The sequence below is a fragment of the Nonomuraea sp. NPDC049624 genome (genome assembly GCF_040675255.1).
Classification (GTDB): domain Bacteria; phylum Actinomycetota; class Actinomycetes; order Streptosporangiales; family Streptosporangiaceae; genus Nonomuraea.
Map to the genome: position 1 here is coordinate 862,776 of NZ_JBFAOR010000002.1, position 20,536 is coordinate 883,311.

The 20,536-nt window shown below is 71.9% G+C and carries 18 protein-coding genes; 5 read left to right on the forward strand and 13 right to left on the reverse strand.

The window, feature by feature from the left end:
- The first annotated feature begins 236 nt into the window (after window positions 1–236).
- The gene (locus AB0J76_RS10240) at window positions 237–4,883 is read left to right on the forward strand and encodes an FtsK/SpoIIIE domain-containing protein (protein ID WP_352325809.1); all 4,647 of its coding nucleotides are present in this window, start codon (window positions 237–239) and stop codon (window positions 4,881–4,883) included.
- A 349-nt stretch (window positions 4,884–5,232) separates the two neighbouring features.
- Here the strand turns inward: AB0J76_RS10240 and AB0J76_RS10245 are convergent, their stop codons facing one another.
- Window positions 5,233–5,796, reverse strand: a complete 564-nt coding sequence (locus AB0J76_RS10245) for a helix-turn-helix domain-containing protein (RefSeq protein WP_352325807.1) — start codon at window positions 5,794–5,796, stop codon at window positions 5,233–5,235.
- A gap of 670 nt (window positions 5,797–6,466) precedes the next feature.
- Here AB0J76_RS10245 and AB0J76_RS10250 point away from each other — a divergent pair.
- Both AB0J76_RS10250 and eccB read left to right on the forward strand, forming a co-directional pair.
- Complete coding sequence (locus tag AB0J76_RS10250; protein ID WP_352325315.1) at window positions 6,467–7,756, forward strand: prolyl oligopeptidase family serine peptidase; 1,290 nt, start codon at window positions 6,467–6,469, stop codon at window positions 7,754–7,756.
- 56 nt (window positions 7,757–7,812) lie between these two features.
- Window positions 7,813–9,219 carry a type VII secretion protein EccB gene (gene eccB / locus AB0J76_RS10255; protein WP_352325316.1) on the forward strand — a complete coding sequence of 469 codons (1,407 nt, stop codon included), beginning with the start codon at window positions 7,813–7,815 and terminating at the stop codon, window positions 9,217–9,219.
- A 43-nt stretch (window positions 9,220–9,262) separates the two neighbouring features.
- Here the strand turns inward: eccB and AB0J76_RS10260 are convergent, their stop codons facing one another.
- Complete coding sequence (locus AB0J76_RS10260) at window positions 9,263–10,030, reverse strand: hypothetical protein (protein WP_352325317.1); 768 nt, start codon at window positions 10,028–10,030, stop codon at window positions 9,263–9,265.
- Window positions 10,031–10,046: 16 nt separating this feature from the next.
- On the reverse strand, window positions 10,047–11,105 hold the full coding sequence (locus tag AB0J76_RS10265) for a hypothetical protein (RefSeq protein ID WP_352325318.1): 1,059 nt from the start codon (window positions 11,103–11,105) through the stop codon (window positions 10,047–10,049).
- A gap of 130 nt (window positions 11,106–11,235) precedes the next feature.
- Between AB0J76_RS10265 and AB0J76_RS10270 the strand changes: the two genes are divergently transcribed.
- On the forward strand, window positions 11,236–12,156 hold the full coding sequence (locus AB0J76_RS10270) for a M23 family metallopeptidase (protein ID WP_352325319.1): 921 nt from the start codon (window positions 11,236–11,238) through the stop codon (window positions 12,154–12,156).
- A gap of 274 nt (window positions 12,157–12,430) precedes the next feature.
- Here the strand turns inward: AB0J76_RS10270 and AB0J76_RS10275 are convergent, their stop codons facing one another.
- The 9 genes from AB0J76_RS10275 to AB0J76_RS10315 all read right to left on the reverse strand — a co-directional run bounded on the left by AB0J76_RS10275 (window position 12,431) and on the right by AB0J76_RS10315 (window position 18,534).
- Complete coding sequence (locus AB0J76_RS10275) at window positions 12,431–13,699, reverse strand: hypothetical protein (protein WP_352325320.1); 1,269 nt, start codon at window positions 13,697–13,699, stop codon at window positions 12,431–12,433.
- 5 nt (window positions 13,700–13,704) lie between these two features.
- Window positions 13,705–14,163: a hypothetical protein gene (locus AB0J76_RS10280; protein WP_352325321.1), complete on the reverse strand. Its 459-nt coding sequence runs from the start codon at window positions 14,161–14,163 to the stop codon at window positions 13,705–13,707.
- Between the two features lie 10 nt (window positions 14,164–14,173).
- Window positions 14,174–15,574: a hypothetical protein gene (locus AB0J76_RS10285; RefSeq protein WP_352325322.1), complete on the reverse strand. Its 1,401-nt coding sequence runs from the start codon at window positions 15,572–15,574 to the stop codon at window positions 14,174–14,176.
- Window positions 15,575–15,580: 6 nt separating this feature from the next.
- Complete coding sequence (locus AB0J76_RS10290) at window positions 15,581–15,985, reverse strand: hypothetical protein (RefSeq protein WP_352325323.1); 405 nt, start codon at window positions 15,983–15,985, stop codon at window positions 15,581–15,583.
- Window positions 15,986–16,037: 52 nt separating this feature from the next.
- Window positions 16,038–16,352 (reverse strand): WXG100 family type VII secretion target, encoded by a 315-nt coding sequence (locus tag AB0J76_RS10295; RefSeq protein WP_352325324.1) that lies wholly within the window; start codon window positions 16,350–16,352, stop codon window positions 16,038–16,040.
- 13 nt (window positions 16,353–16,365) lie between these two features.
- Window positions 16,366–16,692, reverse strand: a complete 327-nt coding sequence (locus AB0J76_RS10300; protein ID WP_352325325.1) for a WXG100 family type VII secretion target — start codon at window positions 16,690–16,692, stop codon at window positions 16,366–16,368.
- A gap of 126 nt (window positions 16,693–16,818) precedes the next feature.
- On the reverse strand, window positions 16,819–17,262 hold the full coding sequence (locus AB0J76_RS10305) for a YbaB/EbfC family nucleoid-associated protein (RefSeq protein ID WP_352325326.1): 444 nt from the start codon (window positions 17,260–17,262) through the stop codon (window positions 16,819–16,821).
- Window positions 17,263–17,308: 46 nt separating this feature from the next.
- A complete protein-coding gene (locus AB0J76_RS10310) occupies window positions 17,309–18,223 on the reverse strand; it encodes a hypothetical protein (RefSeq protein ID WP_352325328.1) in 915 nt (304 codons plus the stop codon).
- Complete coding sequence (locus tag AB0J76_RS10315; RefSeq protein ID WP_352325330.1) at window positions 18,220–18,534, reverse strand: hypothetical protein; 315 nt, start codon at window positions 18,532–18,534, stop codon at window positions 18,220–18,222. Before AB0J76_RS10315 ends, AB0J76_RS10310 begins: the two co-directional genes overlap by 4 nt.
- 125 nt (window positions 18,535–18,659) lie before the next feature.
- Here AB0J76_RS10315 and AB0J76_RS10320 point away from each other — a divergent pair, with 125 nt between their 5' ends.
- Window positions 18,660–19,088, forward strand: a complete 429-nt coding sequence (locus AB0J76_RS10320; protein WP_352325331.1) for a YbaB/EbfC family nucleoid-associated protein — start codon at window positions 18,660–18,662, stop codon at window positions 19,086–19,088.
- 5 nt (window positions 19,089–19,093) lie between these two features.
- Here the strand turns inward: AB0J76_RS10320 and eccD are convergent, their stop codons facing one another.
- Window positions 19,094–20,530 (reverse strand): type VII secretion integral membrane protein EccD, encoded by a 1,437-nt coding sequence (gene eccD / locus AB0J76_RS10325; protein WP_352325332.1) that lies wholly within the window; start codon window positions 20,528–20,530, stop codon window positions 19,094–19,096.
- Window positions 20,531–20,536: the final 6 nt, after the last annotated feature.

Here is a 20,536-nt window from a genome sequence, read left to right on the forward strand (position 1 = left end):
ACTCGGAATAATCGATGCCTATTGTCTCTACCAAGTTGACGAATACCGATTTATCGGCATGCTGGTCACAGTTTTATCTTGAGTCGCAGTAATCACAACTTTTTCAGGCTTGATCGTGACCCTCGGCGCGCGAGTTATCCACAGAACCGCGTTCTCATGCCGGTGCCGTCAACCGGGACGCCTACTCTCGCTTCTGGCGCTACCTTGGCGCCCGAGGTCGAGCGAGGAGACGGCACATGCGGATCATGCTCACCGTGCTCGGCGAGCAGGGCGACCGCGACGTCGTGATCGACGGCGACGGCGGCGCCACGGTGGCCGGGGTGACCGAGGCGCTGAGCGGGCGCACGTCCATGGCGAAGGTCGTCCACCTGCCGCGGACCCGCGCGCCCTACGGCCTGGCGCCCGAGGCCGGGGGGCGGGGCGGGGCCGAGGCGCGCATCCCCCGTCCGCGCGTCCCCGACCGGCTCGACGTCCCCGCCGGCGTTCCCGGCGATTCCGGCGCGCTGCTGTGGCGCGACGGGCGTCCGCTCGATCCGCGGGCGCCGGCGGCGGCCGTCCTGCGCGACGGCGACAAGGTCACGCTCGACCCGCGCCTGGCCCGCGCCACCGTGGTCGAGGAGCCGGGCGGGGTGGCCGAGATCCGCGTGATCGGCGGCCCGGCGGCGGGGGCCGTCCACCGGCTGGGGCTGGGCGTGCACGTCATCGGGTCCGACCCGACCTGCGCGATGGCCGTCGCCGATCCCCTGCTGGCCGCCGAGGCCGTCGCCGTGCGCGTGACGCCCGACGCGATCACCGTCGAGCGGGCGCACCGGCAGAGCTCCGGGCAGACCTCCAGGCTGAAGCTGAAGGGGCGGTGGGCCGAGGAGGTCGCCGAGCTGACCGCGCGGGTCGCCGAGCGGGAGGCGGCCGAGCTCGCCGCCGAACAGGGCGACATGCCCGAGCTCGACGGCAGGGCGCTCACCGGGCCCGCCGAGTGGCCCGACCAGGCGGTGCTGACCTGCGGCTCCTCGGTGTTCGTGCTCACCTCGATCGAGCCGAAGGACGCCCACCTCGCGCCCAGGGCCGAGGGCGGGCTCGCCTACAACCGGCCGCCCAGGCTGCGCCGCCCCGAGCCGGAGCGCACGTTCGTCAGGCCCAAGGAGCCGACCAGGTCCGAGGGCATGCGGCTGCAGTTGCTGGCCGCGCTCCTGCCCGCCGTGCTCGGCGTGACGCTGGCCTTCGCCCTGCACGCCCCCTACTACCTGCTCGTCGCCCTGATGACGCCGATCATCATGATCGGCCAGTGGGTCAGCGACCGCCGTCACGGCAGGAAGAAGCACAAGCAGGCGCTCAAGGAGTTCGGCGAACGCGTCCGGGCCTACGACGAGGAGGTCGAGCGGGCCAGGGCCGCCGACGAGGCCGCGCGCAGGTCCGACGCGCCCGACCCGGCCCAGGTCCTGCTCACGGCGACCGGGCCGCGCAGGCGCCTGTGGGAGCGCCGCATCCACGACGCCGACTCGCTGCGGCTGCGCGTGGGCCTCGCCGACCTGCCCGCCAACCTCGACCTGTCGGAGGAGCAGGGCGGCCCGATCGACCCGCCGCTCTGCCGCGCCGTGCCGGTGGCGCTGGCCATGCGCCGGCTCGGCGTCGCGGGCGTCACCGGCCCGCGCGGGGCCGCGACCAGCCTGGCCGGCTGGCTGATCGCCCAGGCCGCCACCCTGCACAGCCCGCGCGACCTGGCCATCGTGGTCGTGTCCGCGCGCGCCGACGGCGAACGCCGCTGGGGCTGGACGCGCTGGCTGCCGCACTGCGCCCCGCGCTCGGGCGAAGACTGCGTGGCCCTGGTCGGCACCGACCCCGAATCGGCCGCCCGCCGCGTCGCCGAGCTGGCCGCGCTCATCGACGAACGCCAGAACACCGCCATCCCCGAGTTCGGCAAGATCCCCACAGGCTGGGACGATCTGGGTGGCCCCGAGAAGCCCAGCTTCTCCTCCTACGACGTCCGTCCCCACGACGTCCTGGTGATCCTCGACGGCGCCCAGATCCTGCGCGGCCTGCCCAACATGCCCCAGGTCCTGCGGCAGGGTCCCCGGTCCGGGGTGTTCACCCTCGCCATCGACGACGACCAGCGGCTGTTGCCCGAGGAGTGCCAGACGGTGGCGGCGTGCGGCTCCGACGGCCTGGTCCGCCTGCTCGGCGGCGGTCTCGACGTGATCGGGCCGGTGCTGGGCGACCTGGTCTCGTCCGCCTGGTGCGACCGGCTGGCCAGGGCCCTGTCCCCCATCCGCGACGTGAGCCGCGACGATCCGTCGGGCAACCTGCCCGGTGCCGTCCGCCTGCTCGACCTGATGGGCATGCCCGACCCGTCCGGCAAGGAGCTGGCCGGCCGGTGGCGGGCCCGCGGCACGACCGAGGCGCTGATCGGCGTCGGCCCCGACGGCCCGTTCTCGGTCGACCTCAAGCTCGACGGCCCCCACGGGCTGATCGCCGGCACCACCGGCGCGGGCAAGTCCGAGCTGCTGCAGACGCTGATCTGCGCGCTGGCGGTGGCCAACCGGCCCGACCAGCTCACGTTCGTGCTGATCGACTACAAGGGCGGCGCGGCCTTCAAGGAGTGCGTACGCCTGCCGCACACCGTCGGCATGGTCAGCGACCTCGACGGGCACCTGACCCAGCGGGCCCTCGACTCGCTGGCAGCCGAGATCCGGCGCAGGGAACGCCTGCTGCTGGCGGCGGGCGCCAAGGACATCGACGACTACGCCGGCCAGGCCCCCATGCCACGCCTGGTGCTGATCATCGACGAGTTCGCCGCGCTGGTGGCCGAGCTGCCCGACTTCGTGGCCGGTCTGGTGGACATCGCGCGGCGGGGCCGTTCGCTGGGCATCCACCTGATCCTGGCCACCCAGCGGCCGGCCGGCGTGGTCACGGCCGACATCCAGGCCAACACCTCGCTGCGGATCGCGCTGCGGGTGACCGAGCCCGCCGAGTCCACCGACGTCATCGACCTGCCCGACGCGGCCTCGATCTCCAAGTCCACCCCTGGCCGGTGTTACGTGCGGTCGGGGGCGGGGGCGGCGATCGCCGTCCAGACGGCCAGGGTGGGCGGGCGCAGCCCCGCGCGTGTTCCGTCCGCCGGGGGGCCGGCCGGGCGGCTGCGGGTGCTCGACGTGGACTGGCGCTCGCTCGGCAGGCCGCTTCCGCCGCCTGCGGAGCCGGTGGAGGAGTCGGCGGTCACCGATCTCAGCCTGGTCGCGGACGCGCTGGTCGAGGCAGGGCGGTTGGCGGGCGTCCCGGCCCAGCCGAGCCCGTGGCTCGACCCCCTGCCCACCCACCTGGTGCTCGACCTGCCCGCCGCCCCGCCGGAGGGGGCCGGCGGCGGGTTCGAGGAGGTGGCGCCGTTGGCGTTCGGAGTGACCGACCGTCCGTGGCGGCAGGATCGTTGCCCGCTGGCGCTCGACCTGGCCAACGGCGGCCACCTGCTGATCGCGGGCGCTCCGCGGAGCGGCCGCTCGACGGCGTTGCGGACCATCGCGGGCGCCATCGCGGCCCGGACGTCGCCCGCCGACGTGCACGTCCACGCGGTGGACTGCGGCTCGGGCGCGCTCCTGCCCGTCATGGCGATGCCCCACTGCGGCGCCGTCGTCACCCGCGACCAGATCGAACGGGTGGAGCGGCTGCTCGGCCGGCTGCGCGCCGAGGTGGGCCGCCGCCAGCAACTGCTGGCCGAGGCGGGGCACGCCTCGCTCGCCGAATACCGCCAGGCCGGTCACCGCCTGCCGTGGCTGGTGTTCATGCTCGACCGCTGGGAGGGGTTCGTCGCCGCGTTCGAGAGCTACGACTACGGCCGCCTGATCGAAGCCCTGCTCCAGCTCCTGCGCGAGGGCCCGGCGGTGGGCTTGCGGGCGGTGGTCACCAGCGATCGGTCCGGGCTGCTCGGCCAGGTCTCGACGGTCTTCGACGACCGCCTGCTGCTGCGCCTGTCCGACACGTCCGACTACGGGCTGGCCGGGTTCCCGCTCAAGGGCCTGCCCGCGTCCATGCCTCCGGGGCGTGCCCTGTCGCTGGGCGAGCACGGCATCACCGAACACCACATCGCCCTCCTCTCCGCCGACCCCGCGGGCCCCGCCCAGGTCGCCGCGCTGCAGGCCCTGGCGCGTAGCGCGAGCCCGCAGGCCGCCGGAGGCGGGGGCGGGGGGCGTCGCTGGGCGGGCGAACGGCCGCTGCGCGTCGACGCGCTGCCGATGCGGGTCACCGCGTCCCAGACGATGGACCTCGATCCGGCGTTCACCCCGCCGTCACCGTTGTGGGCGCTGGTCGGCGCGGGTGGGGACGCGCTCACTCCCCTCGGCGTCGATCTGCTGGCCCACGGGCCGGGCGCGGTGATCGCGGGGCCGTCGCGGTCGGGGCGGTCGTCCGTGCTGGTGACGGCGGCGCGGTCGCTCATCGCCGCCGGCACGCCGGTCGTCGCCGTCGCCCCCCGGCGAAGCCCGCTGCGCGACCTCGCGGACGCGGTGGCCGTCCTGGACGGGAACGCCGCCAACCTGCCCGAACTGGTCGCGGACCTGGGCCAGTACGTCGTGGTCGTGGACGACGCCGAGCTGGTCGACGCGGACTCACCGCTGGGCACGTCCCTGGAGGAGGTGCTGCGCTCGGGCCGGGACGGCGATCACGGCCTGCTGATCGCCGGCTCCACCGGTGACCTGGCGGTCGCCTATCGCGGGTTCGTGGCCGAGACCCGCAAGTCACGTACGGGCGTGCTCCTGTCGGTCCAGGGCCCGACCGACGGCGACCTCTTCAGCATCCGACTGCCCCGCGGGGCGGGCGGCGGCCCTCCCGGACGCGGCCTCCTGGTCACCACCGGCAACATCACCCCCATCCAGACAGCCCTCCCCGACACCCCCTGACCCACCCACCCAGCCTCCCGCCCCGCCCCGCCCCGCCCCACCTGAGCCTCCTGAACTGCTCAGCCGTAGCCATCCGGCCTATCCCACGTCGCCCACCTCTTGAGGGACGCCGGGGCCCCGCCCGGCCTGTGCGTGGCATCCAAGATCATGCTTGCCGGACGGGAGGGTGTACGCGCCCGCCCATTCCGAGCCAGCCCTTCCGAGTCCCACCGCGTGTGAGCCACGGAGGTCTGGCGGACCGTGTCTGGCGTCCAGGTTCGGGAGCGTCGGACGGCGAGGGTGTACGGGCCCACGCCGCTCCGCGCCGCCTCCCTGGGGCCCGGCGCGTGGGGGCGGCGAGGGTGTGGGGTCAGGTGTCGTCGGCGGGGAGGGTGTACATGCGGACGTACAGGGGGCGGGCGTCGGGTGGGGCCTCGTCCGCGGGATGGCTGTATTTCAGGAGCAGGGCCACGTAGGCGTCGTGGAACTCCCTGAGCTCGTCCTTGGTCATGCGGGCGAGCCCCCGGGAGCCCTTCACCCAGTCGGGGTCGGTCTGGAAGGCGGCGGGGAGGCGGTCCAGCAAGGCGCGGTCCTCCTCCAGCCCGATTCGGTGGAACTCGGTCAGGACCGCCTGATCCTCCGGGCCGAGGTCGCCGGGCTCGGGGAGGCGGATGTCCCTGGGGAGGTCGGCGCGGCGCCACCAGCGTTCGCGACCGGAGGAACGTTCGGGGATCTCCTCGATGAAACCGTACTTCTCCAGCTGGCGCAGGTGGTAGCTGGTGGTGCCGGTCTTGGCGCCGAGCAGTTCGCCGAGGGTGGTGGAGGTGGCGGGGCCATGGATGTTCAGGTGGGTCAGCATGCGGCGGCGCATGGGATGGGCCAGGGCTTTGAGCCGGTCGGGATCGTGAAGCACCAGGGGCTCGTCGTCCTTCATGAGGAGCAGGCTAGTCCTTGAGAACGATATCTGCAGACATGTCTTTGCCGAGATCTCTCTGCAGACTACTGTCGGCAGTATGCGAAACGTCTTCACGGCCTCTGCCGCCGTCTCCCTCAGCGCCGTCGCCGGCGTCCTGTTATGGCTCGGTACGCCCGGGCTGGGGCGTACCGAGCCCGCCGCCGACCTCACGTCGAACGCCGTAACGACCGCTGATCTCGCTTCGAAGGCCGGCGATGGACGGCGCGCCGCCGGGGCCGGGTCGATCCCGCCCGATCGCGCGGGCCCGGCGGTTCCGGGCACCCTGGCGGCTCCCAGTGGCCAGGCGGCTCCAGGCGGCTTGGCGGCTCTGGGTGGCCTCACGGTTCCGGGTGGCCAGGCGGCTCCAGGCGGCCTTGCGGTTCCGGGTGACCTGATGGTTCATGAGGTGACGTTCCGCGGCAGCGGCGGGTTGGAGCTGCACGGCAGCGTGATCAGCCCGTCAGCCAACGTGATCAGCCCTTCCGGCGGCGCGGCACAGGCCCCGAGTACGCCGCAGCCCGGAGGCACAGCACAGACCGGGAGTACGCCCGAGACCGGAGGCACAGCACAGACCGAGGGCACGTCCCAGACCAGGCGGGCGCCTGGGGAGAGCCGGAACGGGGTGGCCGGGCGGGCTGGGGTTGTTCTGGTGCATGGGGCGGGGACGGGGACGCCTCGGGAGAAGCTGCTGGGTGAGGCCGTCGCCTTCGCCCGGCAGGGCCTGACCGTCCTGATCTACGACAAGCGTTCGGTGGGCTATTCGCTGTTCCAGCGGTCGTACGCGCAGCTCGCCGAGGACGCGCTCGGCGCGGTCGCGACGCTGCGCAAGGAGCCCGGGGTCGATCCCGGCAAGGTCGGCGTCTGGGGGCTCAGCGAGGGCGGGTGGGTGGCGCCGCTCGCCGCCTCCAAGTCCAAGGACATCGCGTTCGTGGTGGTGGTCGGGGCCAACGCGTTGCGACCCCTGCGTCAGCAGTCGTGGGCCGTGGCGGCCGGGTTGCGCAAGGCGGGGGTCGGCGGGTCGCTGGTCGATCACGCCGAGCCGAACCTGTACCGGGTGATCGCGGACGGGGGCATGTTCCCGGAGCCCTACTACGACCCCGAGCCGGTCCTGGCCGCGGTACGGCAGCCGGTGCTGGCGATCTGGGGCGTGCACGACCTGCTGACCCCGCCCCGCGAGACGCCGCCGCTGTTCCGCGCGGCGTTGGAGAAGGGCGGCAACAGGCGGTACACGTTCCGGTTCTTCGAGAAGGCCGATCACGCGGCTCACGTGACCCCGGACGGCGGCGTCACGCGTCTGCCCGAGCTCGCTCCCGGTTACGCCGAGCTGGTGGGCGGCTGGGTGGCGAAGGCGACCTCGGGTCGGGCTCCGGTCGCGGAGGTGTCGGGGCCCGCGCCCGTCCAGGCGGAGGACTCCGTCGGGACGCCGCCTCCCGCCTGGTGGGAGTCGGCCTTCGCGCAGACGGCGGTGCTGGCGCTGTTCCTGGCCGGGTTCGCCGGATATCCGGCGGTAGCCGCGGTCCGGCGGATCCGAGGCCGCGGCGCGGGCCGGGGCACCCCGGCCAAAGAAACGACACCGGCCCCAGGCACGCCGACCGAAGAAACGACAATGGCCCAAGGCACGTCGGTCAGGGGGACGGTGGCGGCTCGGGTGGTCAGTGCTGGAGGGCTGGGGGTGGTGATCGGCGGGTTCGCCTACCTGTTCTATCTGATCTCCACCGGCGGGAAGCTGGCCGCGCCCGGGCCGATGCTTCTCGGCAGGCCGCTCGTCTGGCTGGCGCTGCAGGCCGTGGCGGTGGCCACCGTCGTGGCGACGGTGTTCGCGGCCCGCACGTGGCGGCGGGAACGCGCGACCGGTGAGCGGGTACGGCTGGGCCTGCTCGTCGTGGCGGGTGTGGCCTTCGTTCCGTGGGCGTTCTATTGGGGTTTGCTACTTCCGTAGGGGTTCATGACACAAGAGCGTTCTATGCTGATCCCTGCGATACGGGGAGAGGTGACATGCAGACCCGGAAGGACCTCTACCAGGCTCATCGGCTGATGCAGCAGCGCCTGGGCATGGCGTTGCTGCAGGCTGAGCCCGATGTGCCGGAGACGCCCATGCGGCGGCTCAACGTGGCGATGTTCTGCGGCGTGCTCGTGGGCGTGCTCATCGCGGCGGTGTTCGGGATCTGGGGGCTGCTCAAGCCAGGCGGCGCGACGAACCTGACCGAGGCCGGCCAGCTCCTGGTCGAGGAGGAGACGGGCGCCACCTACGTCTACAGCCAGGAGCAGGGGCGGCTGCTGCCGACGGCCAACTACGTCTCGGCGCTGCTGCTGCTCGACGCGACCGACTTCAAGGTGCGCAACGTCTCCGCCGCGTCGCTGGCGACGCTGCCGCGCGGGCCGCTGGTGGGCATCGCGGGCGCGCCGGACAGCCTTCCGGCCCGCGAGAAGCTGGTGAAGGGCCCGTGGTCGGCCTGCGTGACCGAGCCGGCGCAGGCCGCCGGGGCGCGAGGGCCGTACGTCACGCTGGTGGGCGGACAGGACGTCGGCGGGACACCCGTGGGCGGCGACGCGCTGGTCGTCACGGACGGGCAGCAGGGCTGGGTGGTCTGGAACGACCGGCGCATGAAGGTGAGCGACACGGGTGTGCGCGCGCTCAACGCGCATCCCAGAAGGGTGCCCTCGACCTGGATCAACGCGATCCCTCCCGGCCCCGACTTCATGCCGCCGGCCATCACCGGCCTGGGCCGGCGCGCCGTCGCCCCCGGGGGCGGCAGGGGCGCGGTCGGTCAGGTCTACACCGTGAAGGGCATGGGCGGGGCCCCCGACCGCTGGTACGTGCTGCTCGCCGACGGCCTCGCCCCCGTCAACCTCACCCAGGCGACGCTGCTGCTCGCCGACCCGAAGACCAAGGCCGCGTACGGCAGGCGCGCCGCCGTCCCGATCGAGATCGACGCGGCCACCGCGAACGCCAGGACCTCCCGCGAGATCCTCACGGTCGGCGGCCTGCCGACGAGCCTGCCCAGAACGGTCACGTCCTCGGCGGCGCTGTGCGCGGTGTACGCCGACACGCAGAACGGCTCCGCGCAGGCGAAGATCACGGTCGGCGCGACGATGGCCATTCCCGTGCCCGCGGCCCGCAGCGACCAGGAGCACTTCGACCAGGTGCTGCTGCCCGCCGGAGGCGCGGCGCTGGGCGGCCTGCTGCCCGGGGACGGCCAGAAGGCGTTCATGCAGACCTACTTCCTGCTCACCGACCAGGGCAGGAAGTTCCCGCTGCAGAGCGGGGACCAGATCAACAAGCTGGGGTACGGCGCCGAGGACGTCACGCCGGTGCCCTACAACCTCGTCCACCTGATCCCGGAGGGCCCGGCGCTCGACCCGGCGGCGGCTCGGTCACCGATGCAGGTGACGGCCCAGTGAGCGACGCCCCGCCCGGCGACCGCCGGGCGGGGGTGCGACCCGGCTAGATGAGGCCGCCGCCGGGCAGGTTCATGCTCGGCATGCCGCCGTTCTTGCGCTGCAGGGTGCCGGGCGCCTCCTCGCTGGTGGGGGGCGCGTACTCCAGGGCGGCGGGTGCGAAGTCGGGCTTGGGGCGGCCCTGCTCGATGGACTTGGTCGCCATGGCGCACATGCCGTTCACCATGACGAGGACGCCGGTCAGCACCGCCACGGACTTCACCTTCTTGCTGACGACGTTCCTGAGGGCATGCCCGAGCGCGGTGAGGAAGCCGCTGATCGTGATCCTGGCCGCGAGCTTGCCTGGGCCGGGGATGAGATAGGACGCCAGCTCCCACACGGCTGCGAGCCCCATGGCGAAGGCCACCGCGACCGCGACCAGCACGGCCCAGTGGTAGACCGTGGCAATGTGCTCCATGCCGCCGCCGACGCCCTTGAAGTACGTCGAGGCGGCTTCCAGTTGCTCGGCGAACAGGTCCACGGACTCGCTGAACACGAACCAGGCCGGCCCCTTCCAGTACCCCTTCTCCTCGATGTCCTTCTTCAGCTTGACGAGCTCCGTCTTGATGGACTCGAAGTCCACCCCCGAATGGCCGTCGGTCGGCGCCACCCACTCCACCGCCGCCTTGGCTATGTCCCCCGGGTTGGACACGAGCGTCCCGATCATGAGCGCCAGGTTCCTGGCTATCGGGTACTGGCTCAGCACCAAGGCGGACGCGCCGGCCATGGCGGCCGCCGAGAGGATCTGCCACCGGTCGCTGTCGTATTGGGCCATCTCGTCCTGCCCTTTCTCACTCGCCGATGACCGGCGGTGCGATGTCCATGTCGTCCACCCAGTCGTTCTCGTCGCCGCGTACGTACTCGGCCTTCTCCCGATCGCGGTTCTGGTCGTTGCCGGCCGCGCCGCCCGACATGGGCATGAACGGCATGCCTGACATGCCCGGCATGCCGGCACCGCGCCCGGCGGCGGCCGCTCCCGCGCCCGTGGTGGTCCCGCCGGGGCCCGACGAGCCGCCGTAGCCGCCCGTCGTGGGGTAATCGATGGGACGGCCGGTCAGATTGCCGGTGCCGGGAATGGCGGAGTTCAGGGCGTTGGGGTCCAGACCGGACAGCTTGGTCTGGGACGGGTCCGGGATGCCGTGGTTGAGCTGGTCCTCGATGGACGGCGTCTTCGGCAGGTTCGTGTTCAGCCCGTTGGGGTCCGGCAGGTTCGGGTTCAGCTTGCTGGGGTCGGGATAGTCGGGCTTCGGGATGTTCTGGTCCGGCAGCTTGTTGTCCGGCAACTTGTCGTCGGGCAACTTGTCGTCGGGGAACTTGTCGTCCGGCAGCTTGTTGTCGGGGAGCTTGTCCGGCAGCTTGTTGTCCGGGAGCTTGTCGTCCGGCATGTCGATCGGTGGCATCTTGCCGCCCCCGCCGCCCAAGCTGTTCGGGTCGATGCCGCCCGGACCGGGCCCGGTGGGCCCGCCGGGACCGGTGGGATTGTCGTCGCCGTACTGGCTGATCAGGCCGTCGTTGTCCTTGTCGACCTTCTCGTAGTTCTTCTCGAGCTGCTCAAGTGCGGTCTTGTAGTCGCGCAGGGCGGTCCTGGCCATGCTGATCACGCCGCTCGCGCCGCCTTTGATCTGGTCGTGGGCGTACGAGAGGCCGATGCCGACGATGCCGAACCCGGGGAAGTCGACGCTGATCGCCTTGGTGTTCGTCTCGATCGTGCCCATGCCGGGCTCCTGCTCGGCCATGTTGCTGCCGAGCTCGCTGATCTTCTTGTCCTTGAACTGGATCGTGGCCCCGGCGAGGGAGCCCCCCTGCGGGTATTGCCCCAGACCAGGCGTGGTGCTCTCCCCTGCGCCCATCCGACCCTCCCTGTCCGAAAACTGCGTTTTGCACAGTCCTGGCTACGATATCGACAAATATCAACTTTTAGCGTGAACACTTTGCGAATGATCTAGACTGGCCGTTGATCAGGATGGCAGCCTTTCCCATATGCGGATCAAGACCCTGATTGTGGGCGTGTGCGGCATCGCCGCGTTGCCCCTCACCGGCACCAGCGCGGCCAGCGCCAGCGCCGCCGTCGTCCACCAGCTTCCGTTCCCGTGTGGCGAGACCTGGACCGGCGACAGCAACGACAGCAGCGCGCACACCGGTGGCTACGAGATCGACTTCAACGGCTCGTACAACGACGGCAACGCCGACATGGGCCGTACCGTGGTGGCCTCGGCGGCCGGCAAGGTCATCATGTCGGAGTACCGGACCACCGACGGCTTCGGCAACGTGGTCAAGATCCGGCACGCCGACGGCAGCGTCTCGCTGTACGCCCACATGAAGAAGCGCACGGTCTCCGTGGGCGCGAACGTCGCGCAGGGCCAGCAGGTCGGCCAGGTGGGCAACACCTCGGCCAAGTACAAGGGCATCATCGCCCACCTGCACTACGAGCAGCGCACGTCGTCGGGCAAGATCGTGGCGGCCAGGTTCAACGGCGCCACCTTCGGCTACACCCACCAGACGCTGAAGTCGAACAACTGCCAGGGCGGCGGCGGCACGCCCGCGCCGGCCAACCCGGGCAAGCCCAGCACCGGCGGCGGCAACCCGTACTCGGCCGAGCAGGTCTGCGGCGCGGGCTACAAGCAGATCGACTCCGCGCCGCTCGGCAACCAGGGCCGGGTCGTCCTGCTGTACTCCGCCTCCACCGGCCAGAACTGCGTCACCACGCTGCGCAACAGCGGCGCGGGCAAGGCGGCCGTGCGGGCCTACCTGGAGGTCAAGGGCAAGGCCAGGAGCACCGACGCGGGCAGCTACCAGTACTACGCCGGTCCGGTCCGGGCCAAGGCCCTGCGTACCTGCGTGAAGTGGGGCGGCGCGATCGGCTCCAACGCGTACGACAGCCCCTTCGAGCACTGCGGCTGACGCTGCGGCCGACACGGGGGCCGATACTGCGGCTGACACTGGGGCTGACGCGACCGCGCGTCCATGAGCGGGGCGGCGCCTGCGGGCGCCCCCCGCGCTTGCGTTCCCCGCGCTTGCGTTCCCCGCGCTTGCGTTCCCCGCGCTTGCGTTCCCCGCACGGGGAACGGCTCGCGGCCGGGCAGCGGGCCGCGCGCCAGGGGCGGGCCGGTCGCGAGGATCGGCCCGCGGGCGTGGTGCGGCGGCTCCGGGCGCCGGGTGAGCGCGCAGCGCGGCCTCAGGTGAGCGTGCTCGGCGTGGTGCCCTCCGGGCCGCCCCACACGTCGTCGTCCTCGGCGAGCCAGGTCGTGTTCTCGCTGTCGCGCTTCTCGCCGCTCTCGCCGCCACGAGCGGGCATTCCGCCCATCATGCCGGGGGAGACGAAGCCGCCCGCGCCGCCGGCGCCGCGCATGGCGGCGCCCGCCGCCCCGCCCTCGCCCGCTGCGAAGCCGCCCGCGGTCCCCGATCCCACGCCGCCGCCACCGTAGGGCGAGCCGCCCGTCGTGGTGGGATAGGCGCCGTTGGGCATTCCCGACATGGACGGGTCGTACCCGGCCAGCTGCGTGGTGCCGTCGCCGGCGCCCGAGGGCAGGTCGGCGGTCGAAGCCGTCGGCGCGGAGCCCAGAGAGGCGCCGTTCAGCGCCGAGGAGTCGCCCCCGCCGTACGGGTTGTCCCCGGGGTCGTAGCCCTGGACGCCGCCGACGTTCACGCCGGAGCCGTTCGTGCCGGAGCCGTCGGGATAGTGGACCGCCGGGTAGGCGCCCGCTCCCCCGTCACCCGGCATCTTGCCGTCGATGTACCCGGGGCCGCCCGGCACCGCGTCCGGACCGAACGAGGAGACGGGGTAGACGCCCGGCCCGCCCTTGCCGTCCACGCCCGGCGCCCCCGGCCCGATCCCGCCGCCGTAGTTGTAGTTCGGCAGCTCAGGGACGCTCGGGTCGGGCAGCGCGCTCTGGACCTCGGAGGGCAGCTGCTTGTAGTGCTCGACGATGCGCTCGTTGACCTTCTTGAGGTGCTCGACGGCCCGCTTGTCCCCGCGGTACAGCCGGTAGAACGGCACCCGCCCGGCCCAGTCCACGTCGCGGTCGGTACGCGAGTCGTGGTCCATCGACTCGACCACGTTGGCCTGCGCCCAGTTCAGCGTCTGGCCGTACCCATGGACCGGGCGGCCCATGTCGCCGAGCTTCTTGGCCAGCTCGCGGACGCTGGCGTGCAGGGTCTGGAGCTGCTTCTGCGTCTCGACGGCGGCCGGGCCCGTGTAGTGCTCGGCCAGTTCGGTCGCCTTGGCCTTCAGGTCGCCGGCGAAACCGTTCAGCAGCGCCTCGGCCCGCGTGTAATAGAGGCCGGCGAGCTTCACCGACTCCGGGTCGGTGGCGTCGATCCAGTCCTTGACCTGGTCGAGCGTGTCGGTGAACATGCTCCCCAGGAACGACACCTCCGGGGTGGAGGTGTCGACCGGGCCGGTGTTGTAGATGAGCTTGAGCGTCTGCTTCTTCGGCTCGGCCATGGGTGTCAGACCTCCCGCCGCGCGGCGGCTTCCTCGTTCGCCTGCTCGGCCCCGCCGGACGCCTTGGCGATGTCGAGCAGCGCCTCCACCGTGCTGTCGCCCTGCCCGACCATGGAGGCGTACAGGCCGCCGGTGGAGCCGGGCTCGCCGATCAGCTGCGCGTAGGCCGAGTTGACCGCCAGCCCGAAGTGCATGGCGGCGGGCCACTCGCCCATCTGGTTCTGGCTGAGCGCGCAGTAGCGCTGGAGATCGGGCAGCGAGCCGGCGCCGACGGGCAGCTGCGGATCGGGGACCTTGGCCCCCGGCGCGGTCAGGAACTGCGTCACCGGCTGGGGCGAGGGGGTCTTGAGCTTCTTGAGCAGCTCGTTCAGCTCGCCGGCGATGCGCTTGATCTCCGTGCGGTTGGTGTAGTTGTCCTTGTCCCCGTCGAGGCCGGGCCAGTTGGAGTCCAGTTCGAGCGCCATGGCCGCCTCCTTAGCCGATCACCGGTGAGATGGAGCCTTCCTGGTGGCTCCACACGTCGTTGTCCTCCTTCAGGAGGGTCGAGGTCTCGACCTGTCCCTCCTCGGGAGCCGGTCCGCCGCCGCCGCCGAACGGCATGAACGGCATGCCCGCGCCGCCCATCGCGCCCGCCCTGGCCGCCGCCGCGGGCGCGCTGCCCTGGACGTACGAGCCGGGGCCGCCGATCACCGCGGGCGTCCCCCCGGACGGCGAGGGGTAGGCGGGCTGGGTCACGAACGGCTGGTTCGGGGTGCCGGGGTACCCGGGGGTGGTCGTCGGGTGGTAACCGGCGGTCTCCGTGGCGCGCGGGTCGCGGACGTCCACGTCCGGCGACTGGGTGCCGCGGTCGCCGGTGGTGTTGTTGTCGAGCACGGGAGGCGTGGTGCCGTCGCCGGTGGTGGCCGAGCCGGCGGACCCTGCTCCGGTGTCCTGGCCGCCCGGCTGGCCGGAGCCCGGCGTGTCCGTCCCGGGGGTGTCCGGCCGGTCGGTGCCGGGGGTGTCGCCGCCGGGGTTCTGGTCCCCGGGGCGGTGGTCGGTGCCGTTGCCGCCGTCGTTGCCGCCGGTGCCCGAGCCGCCCGATCCGCCGGAGCCGCCCGAACCGCCTGATCCGCCGGAGCCGCCGTGCGTGCCGGAGCCGGTCGAGCCGCCCGTGCCGCCGCTGTCATGGCCGCCGCCGGTCCAGTACGCGCCCTTCCGGTACGTCGAGGGGTCGGTGAGCGGCATGTCCCGTTCGGGAGCCGGCGCCTCGGCGGGCTTCACCTCGGGCAGCTCGACGACGACGCTCTCCGGGATCCGGAAGTCGTACAGGTCGACGATGTGGTTGTTGAGCTTCTCCAGCGCCCGCCGGGCGACGTCGGCCTGCATCTCCGTGGGCGACTTGGTGAGGCCCGGCGTGGGCTCCGGCGCGTGGTCGATCACCGGCGGCGTGTGTGACGGCGACGGCGTCGTGGACGGCGGCTTCGGCGCCGGTCCCGGCGAGGGCGCCGGGACCGCCGTCTTCTGGTTCTTGGCCGCCTCGACCTCTTCGATCGCCTTGGGCAGGTAGTCGCGCCCGTACAGGATCAGCGCCTCGGACATCTTCTCCATGGCCTCGGCGATCTCGTGCCCCGAGGCGTTGAGCAGCTGGAGCGCCCGCTGCGCCTGGGCGGAGCTGTCCGACCGCCAGGCGCCGGACAGATCCTTGCCGATCTGCGGCAGCGCGTCGGCCACCCCGCGGATGACCTTGGCCACCTGCTTGTAGGACAGGCCCCGGTCGTGCACCTCCATGGCGGAGGTCGCCTTGAGCCATCCCTCGATCTGCTCCCGCGACGCAGTGACCGGCTCGCTCTTCGGCCGCCGGGAATTGTCACGGATGTCGACCTTGCGCTCAGCCAACGCTGCTCACTCTCGGCCCGGGTTCGTCTTGGCGTAACTGTCGGCGCTGTCCCTGATGGCCTTGACCAGTTTCTGGCAGCACTCGACGTAGTCCTGGTACAGGGCGGTCAGCAGCGCTCCGCGGCCCTCCATGGACCCCTGGCCGCCGGAGTCCGCGCCGGTGCTGCCCACGCTGTGCGCGAGGGCGCTGGCCGCCGGCCACCGCCCTATGTGCTCCTCGCCCAGCGCGAAGTACCTCGTGAGGGTCTCCACCGAGCCGGTGACGCCGTCCCTGTTGCCGCCGGCGCCCTGCGTGCCCGCCAGGGCGATCTCCAGGTCGTCGGCGATGGCCCGCATCTTGCCCACGTTGTAGTAGAGCTCGGCGTCGGTGTCGTCGAGCCCCGGCCACGGTTCGGGTTCGAGCCCGGCCATGATCCTCCCCTCACCAGGCTCGGCCACCGCGCGGGTGGCCGAGCAGAAGACGTCAGCCGTCGTACCAGATGGACTTGTTGCGGTTCTCGGCCGCGCGGTAGTTCTCGTTCGCGATCTGGACGGCCTTCTGCAGCTCGTCCAGCTGCCCGCGCATCTGGGCGGCCGCGGCCTGCCACTTCTGCTCGTGCTGCCGGAAGAACGACTCGGCGCCGTCCGGGCCCTCCCAATGGCCGGCCAGGTCGTTCTTCAGCCGGGTCATCAGGTCGTCGGTGGCCTGCTCGAAGGAACCGAGGATCTGGATGAAGTCGCTCTGGGCGAGCTCCATGTGCCCAAAGTTGACTTTGGTGAAGTCGAGCTCAGCGGACACCGCGGTCCCCCTCCTACTTGATGTCGACGTTGATCAGGGACTCGACGCGGCCCATACCGGCCTGGACGTCCTGGTCGGCCGCGGAGTAGACGACCGCGTTGACGCCCATCTTGTCGGCGATGTCCTCCAGGTCGGTCCGTACGTTCCGCATGGAGTTGTCCCAGTTGGTCATGGCGTTCTTGAACCGGGCCGCCGCCGGGCCGAGCCATCCGGTGTTGAGGAGACCGTTGGCGGTCGTCTCAACCGACACCCTCAGACCCTCGATGTACTGGGCGGTGTCCACCACGTGGCCAGAGGCCACCTTGATCTGGCTCGGGCTTGCCCCAAAGAATTCGGACACTCGTCACCTCCGTAACGATCATTTCGGTCGCTAACCCATATAAGCACCAAAGAGCCCAGGAGTAACAGCAGACTCAATGGCCAAGATGTAACAACTTCTCGACATGTCAGCAAACGCCCTGGTCAATCACAGGTCCAGTTCGCGACGGATTCTGTCGAGTTCTCCCATAACGTCCTCGAAGGCCCGTTCGTAGCTGGCCTCCGCCTTGCGGACGTGGCGCAGCGCGCGGTCGGGGTTCTCCATCATGCGCAGCGGGTTGCCGGCCTCGCCGAACATCTCCGTCATGAGCTCGTCGGCCTGGCGCTGGAGGTCGGCGGTCGCCTCCTCGATGGCGGCCTTGATCCGCTCCGACAGCTCGACCGCGCTCAGTCGCATCGCCTTCGGCCGGATGTCCAGGGTGCGCAGGCCCTCGTGGGCGTACTCGACGACGACCAGGTGGCCTTCGTCCTCCCCCCGGCCCACCAGGGCGGACATGGCCTTCTGCAGCTCCTCGGACTTGCTGAGCTGCTGGTCCATGCTGTCAATGAGCCGGTCCATGTCGATGTTGCCGAAGTCCCCGAAATCCGTCACCGACACCATCCCTCCCATAGGGCACATCCGTGCGAGTTAACCACAATCAGGGCTTCGTGGTGGTCACTTCGGGGACGACCCAGTCGAAGTTCTGGTAGCCGGCGGGCAACTGGCCGGGCGCGGCGGGCTCCTGGAAGGAGGGCAGGTTTCTGGCGTCGATCGTGGCCCGGCCGAAGTCGATGGCGGCCGCGCCCTCCGGCAGCACGAAGCCGAACTGGTGCTGCTTCCTGACCAGCGTCCCGAGCACCTGCATGCCGCCCCTGAGCAGCTGCGCCAGCGCCCCCGTCATGACGGCGGCGGCGCTGATCATCGCCGTGCCGACGAGGTGCTCCAGGATCATCCCGGCCGCCGCGACCTGCGGGACCGGCGTGGTCTTCATCCGCAGGGCCGCGAGCAGCAGCGTGATCCCCGACACGACCGTCGAGCCGATCTGCATCCAGTAGTTGCGGACCCCGGCGGCCACCTCGTCCAGCACGCCGCCGATCTCGCCGAACGAGTTGCGCAGCGCCCCGATCTCCTGGTGGAACAGCGCCTGCACGCGGCCGAACTCCGTCTGGTCGGCGGCGATCCAGCCGGTCCTGGAGGTGGCCAGGATCTGCGGCATGAGGTTCTTGACGCCGTCGTCGAGGCGGGCGCTGATGCCGTACTTCCAGGTGTTGGCCGCCTCGGCCATGGCGAACTCGTCCGCCGCGCCCACCGCCACGATGCCCGCCACGGCCACCAGGTACGGCGAGAACCGGCCCACGCTCCTCAGCAGGTTCAGCACCCTCGTGCTGAGCGACTCCGCGGAGCCGGCGCCGGCGCCGACTGGGCCGAACTTGCCGGTGGCCGGGTTGAGCGGGATCGACGGCGACCGCGGCGGCCCGACGGAGCCGCCCTTGTTGACCGCCTTCAGCAGGGAACCGCCGCCGCCCGAGCCGCCCCGGCCCTTGTTGACGGCCTTGAGGTAGGGGTCGCTCATTTGCGGTACTGGATGATGCTGGCGTCCTCGGCCGCGCGCCAGTTGCGCTCGCAGACGGTCAGCGCGCCGCACCAGCCGTCCAGGGCGTCCTCGGCCTCCGTCATCAGGCCCTCGGCGCGGTCCATGACGGACCGGTACGTGCCGGCGATGATCATGTTGCCCAGGACGCCGAAGCCCAGGCCGTCCACGGCCGTGAGCGGGACCAGGCCCTTGACGAAGCCGATGATCTCCTTCTTCAGCTCGGACTCCACCCGTTGCCGCGTCTTGCCGATGGTCGCCGAGGTGATATGGATTTCCCGATTCGTTGCCACGACGCCCGATTGTTGCGGCGCTTTGCCCCTGTTTCAGCCCTCCTTGCGCGGTTTTCTTGATCACTTCAGGGACCGGCCAGCCGCCGCTCCCCGTTCGTTAACCTCCGGGCGGTGGCGTGCCGGACATGGACCCCATCGACTTCGACCCCGACGACCTCGACCGCGTGATCAGCGAGAGCGAACGCTCGGTCCGCAACCTGGCCGGCGCGCTGGACGAGCTCAGCCAGGTCACCGGCCAGGGCGAGAGCCGCAGCGGCGCCGTCACCGCTCGCGTGGACGCCGGCGGCCGCCTGGACGACCTGCGGCTGGCGCCCAGGACGAGCCGCATGGAGCTGGACGAGCTGACCGGCGAGATCCTCCAGGCCGTCCGCGCCGCCCAGGACCACCAGGCGCGCAGGCTCAGGGACGTGCTCCCGCCCACCTCGTTCGGCGGCCTGTCGGCCGACGCCGTCACCCGGCGCTTCCAGGACCTCCAGGACGGCTTCTCGCGGCAGATGCACGACCGCCTCGACGCCCTGGAGACCATCCGCCGCCGCGCCCTGTCGGACGGCTGAGCCGGTCAACCGGCCAGGCCGCGCACCCAGGCGTAGACCTCCAGCACCCCGAGCGCCAGCGGCACCAGCGCGACGATCAGCGCCCATTCGGTGATGTCGGCGGCCCTCCCCCAGAACGGCGAGGGCCTGCCGCCGGGCAGCCACACGCCCATGCCGACGACCACCATGGCCGCCCACAGCAGCCCGAGCACCACGGCCACCGAGGCCACGCCGCCCACGCCGATCCCGACGGATACGGCCACCGCGGCGAGCGCGCCCAGCCCGACCAGCAGCAGCCACAACCGCTGCCCGACGCCCTGGAACACCCGAGCCCGCATGATCTGCGTGAACGCCAGCACCAGGGACATCGCCACCGAGATCCACCGGCCGTCCGCGACGAACAGCGCGTGCGCCCCGGCCCCGACCAGCGCGACGCCCACGACCATGCCGGTCGCGTACCGCCGCGCCGCGCCGGTGCGCTCCAGCACCGAGGCGCTGTCGAGCCGCTGGTTGTCGCCGCGCAGCTCCTCGGCGTTGGTGGGCATGGCCGGCAGCGGCACGCGGGCCAGCCGGAACGACAACACGGGCACCAGCGGGCTGAGCGCCATCACGAAGGCCGCGCCCACGGCCGCCACGCCCGCGGGCGACGCCCCGGTCACCATGACCACGGCCGCGCAGATCGCGCCGGTCATCGAGGCGATGGCCGTGCCGAGGAAGCCCGGCACGCCGTCGGCGATCGCGGTGCCGCCGAGCGTGGCCACCAGCGCGGTGCAGGCCAGGGCTCCGAGCAGTTGCGGCGCGCCGATGGTCATCAGCCCGCCGCCGGCCGCCGGGGCCAGCAGCCCGGCCAGGAACGCGTACGGGAGGGCGGCGTAGCCGATCAGCGCGCCGGAGCCCGAGTCGCCGACCGCGCGCGAGATGGCCATCCCCACGCCGACGACCAGCAGCGCGAGCGACCCGGCCACGATCGCGGTCACCATCGGGGTCAGGCCGCCGAAGGCCAGCGCCACGGCGCCGGCGACGAGCAGCCCGCAGGCCGCCCCGCCGCCGAGCCCGCGGGTCAGCTCGGGCGACCACTTGCCCTTGCCCTCGCGCACGCCGGTGGCGACCACGTCGGCGACGTCGTCGAACCTGGCCGGCGGCAGCGACACCGCGCGCGGGCGCAGGTAGAGGATCTCGCCGTCCAGCACGCCGAGCGCGCCGAGGCTCTGTCCCAGGTCGAAGGGAGGGCCGCCGAGCCGCTGGAGCGTCCAGCCGGGCGCGGTGGCGATGTCGCCGCCCAGCTCGCCCATGGCTCTGAGCAACCCCGGCAGGACGTGCGGCAGCGGGATGTCGGCGGGCAGTGCCAGGTCGGCCTTCCTGCGCGGCCCCACCACCGTCACGTGGCACAGCGGCGGGAGCGGAGCGGGCACCTGGTGCAACGCGCCCTGCTGTGGAGGGGGGATTTCGGCCAGCGATGTCACAAACCC

Bases quoted from the DNA above. Each gene is read 5' to 3' on its own strand.
- AB0J76_RS10265 (WP_352325318.1), bottom strand. From the start codon at position 11,105: ATGGGCGCAGGGGAGAGCACCACGCCTGGTCTGGGGCAATACCCGCAG.
- AB0J76_RS10240 (WP_352325809.1), top strand. From the start codon at position 237: ATGCGGATCATGCTCACCGTGCTCGGCGAGCAGGGCGACCGCGACGTC.
- AB0J76_RS10245 (WP_352325807.1), bottom strand. From the start codon at position 5,796: ATGAAGGACGACGAGCCCCTGGTGCTTCACGATCCCGACCGGCTCAAA.
- AB0J76_RS10290 (WP_352325323.1), bottom strand. From the start codon at position 15,985: ATGGCCGGGCTCGAACCCGAACCGTGGCCGGGGCTCGACGACACCGAC.
- AB0J76_RS10270 (WP_352325319.1), top strand. From the start codon at position 11,236: ATGCGGATCAAGACCCTGATTGTGGGCGTGTGCGGCATCGCCGCGTTG.
- eccB (WP_352325316.1), top strand. From the start codon at position 7,813: ATGCAGACCCGGAAGGACCTCTACCAGGCTCATCGGCTGATGCAGCAG.
- AB0J76_RS10310 (WP_352325328.1), bottom strand. From the start codon at position 18,223: ATGAGCGACCCCTACCTCAAGGCCGTCAACAAGGGCCGGGGCGGCTCG.
- AB0J76_RS10320 (WP_352325331.1), top strand. From the start codon at position 18,660: ATGGACCCCATCGACTTCGACCCCGACGACCTCGACCGCGTGATCAGC.
- AB0J76_RS10280 (WP_352325321.1), bottom strand. From the start codon at position 14,163: ATGGCGCTCGAACTGGACTCCAACTGGCCCGGCCTCGACGGGGACAAG.
- AB0J76_RS10260 (WP_352325317.1), bottom strand. From the start codon at position 10,030: ATGGCCCAATACGACAGCGACCGGTGGCAGATCCTCTCGGCGGCCGCC.
- AB0J76_RS10275 (WP_352325320.1), bottom strand. From the start codon at position 13,699: ATGGCCGAGCCGAAGAAGCAGACGCTCAAGCTCATCTACAACACCGGC.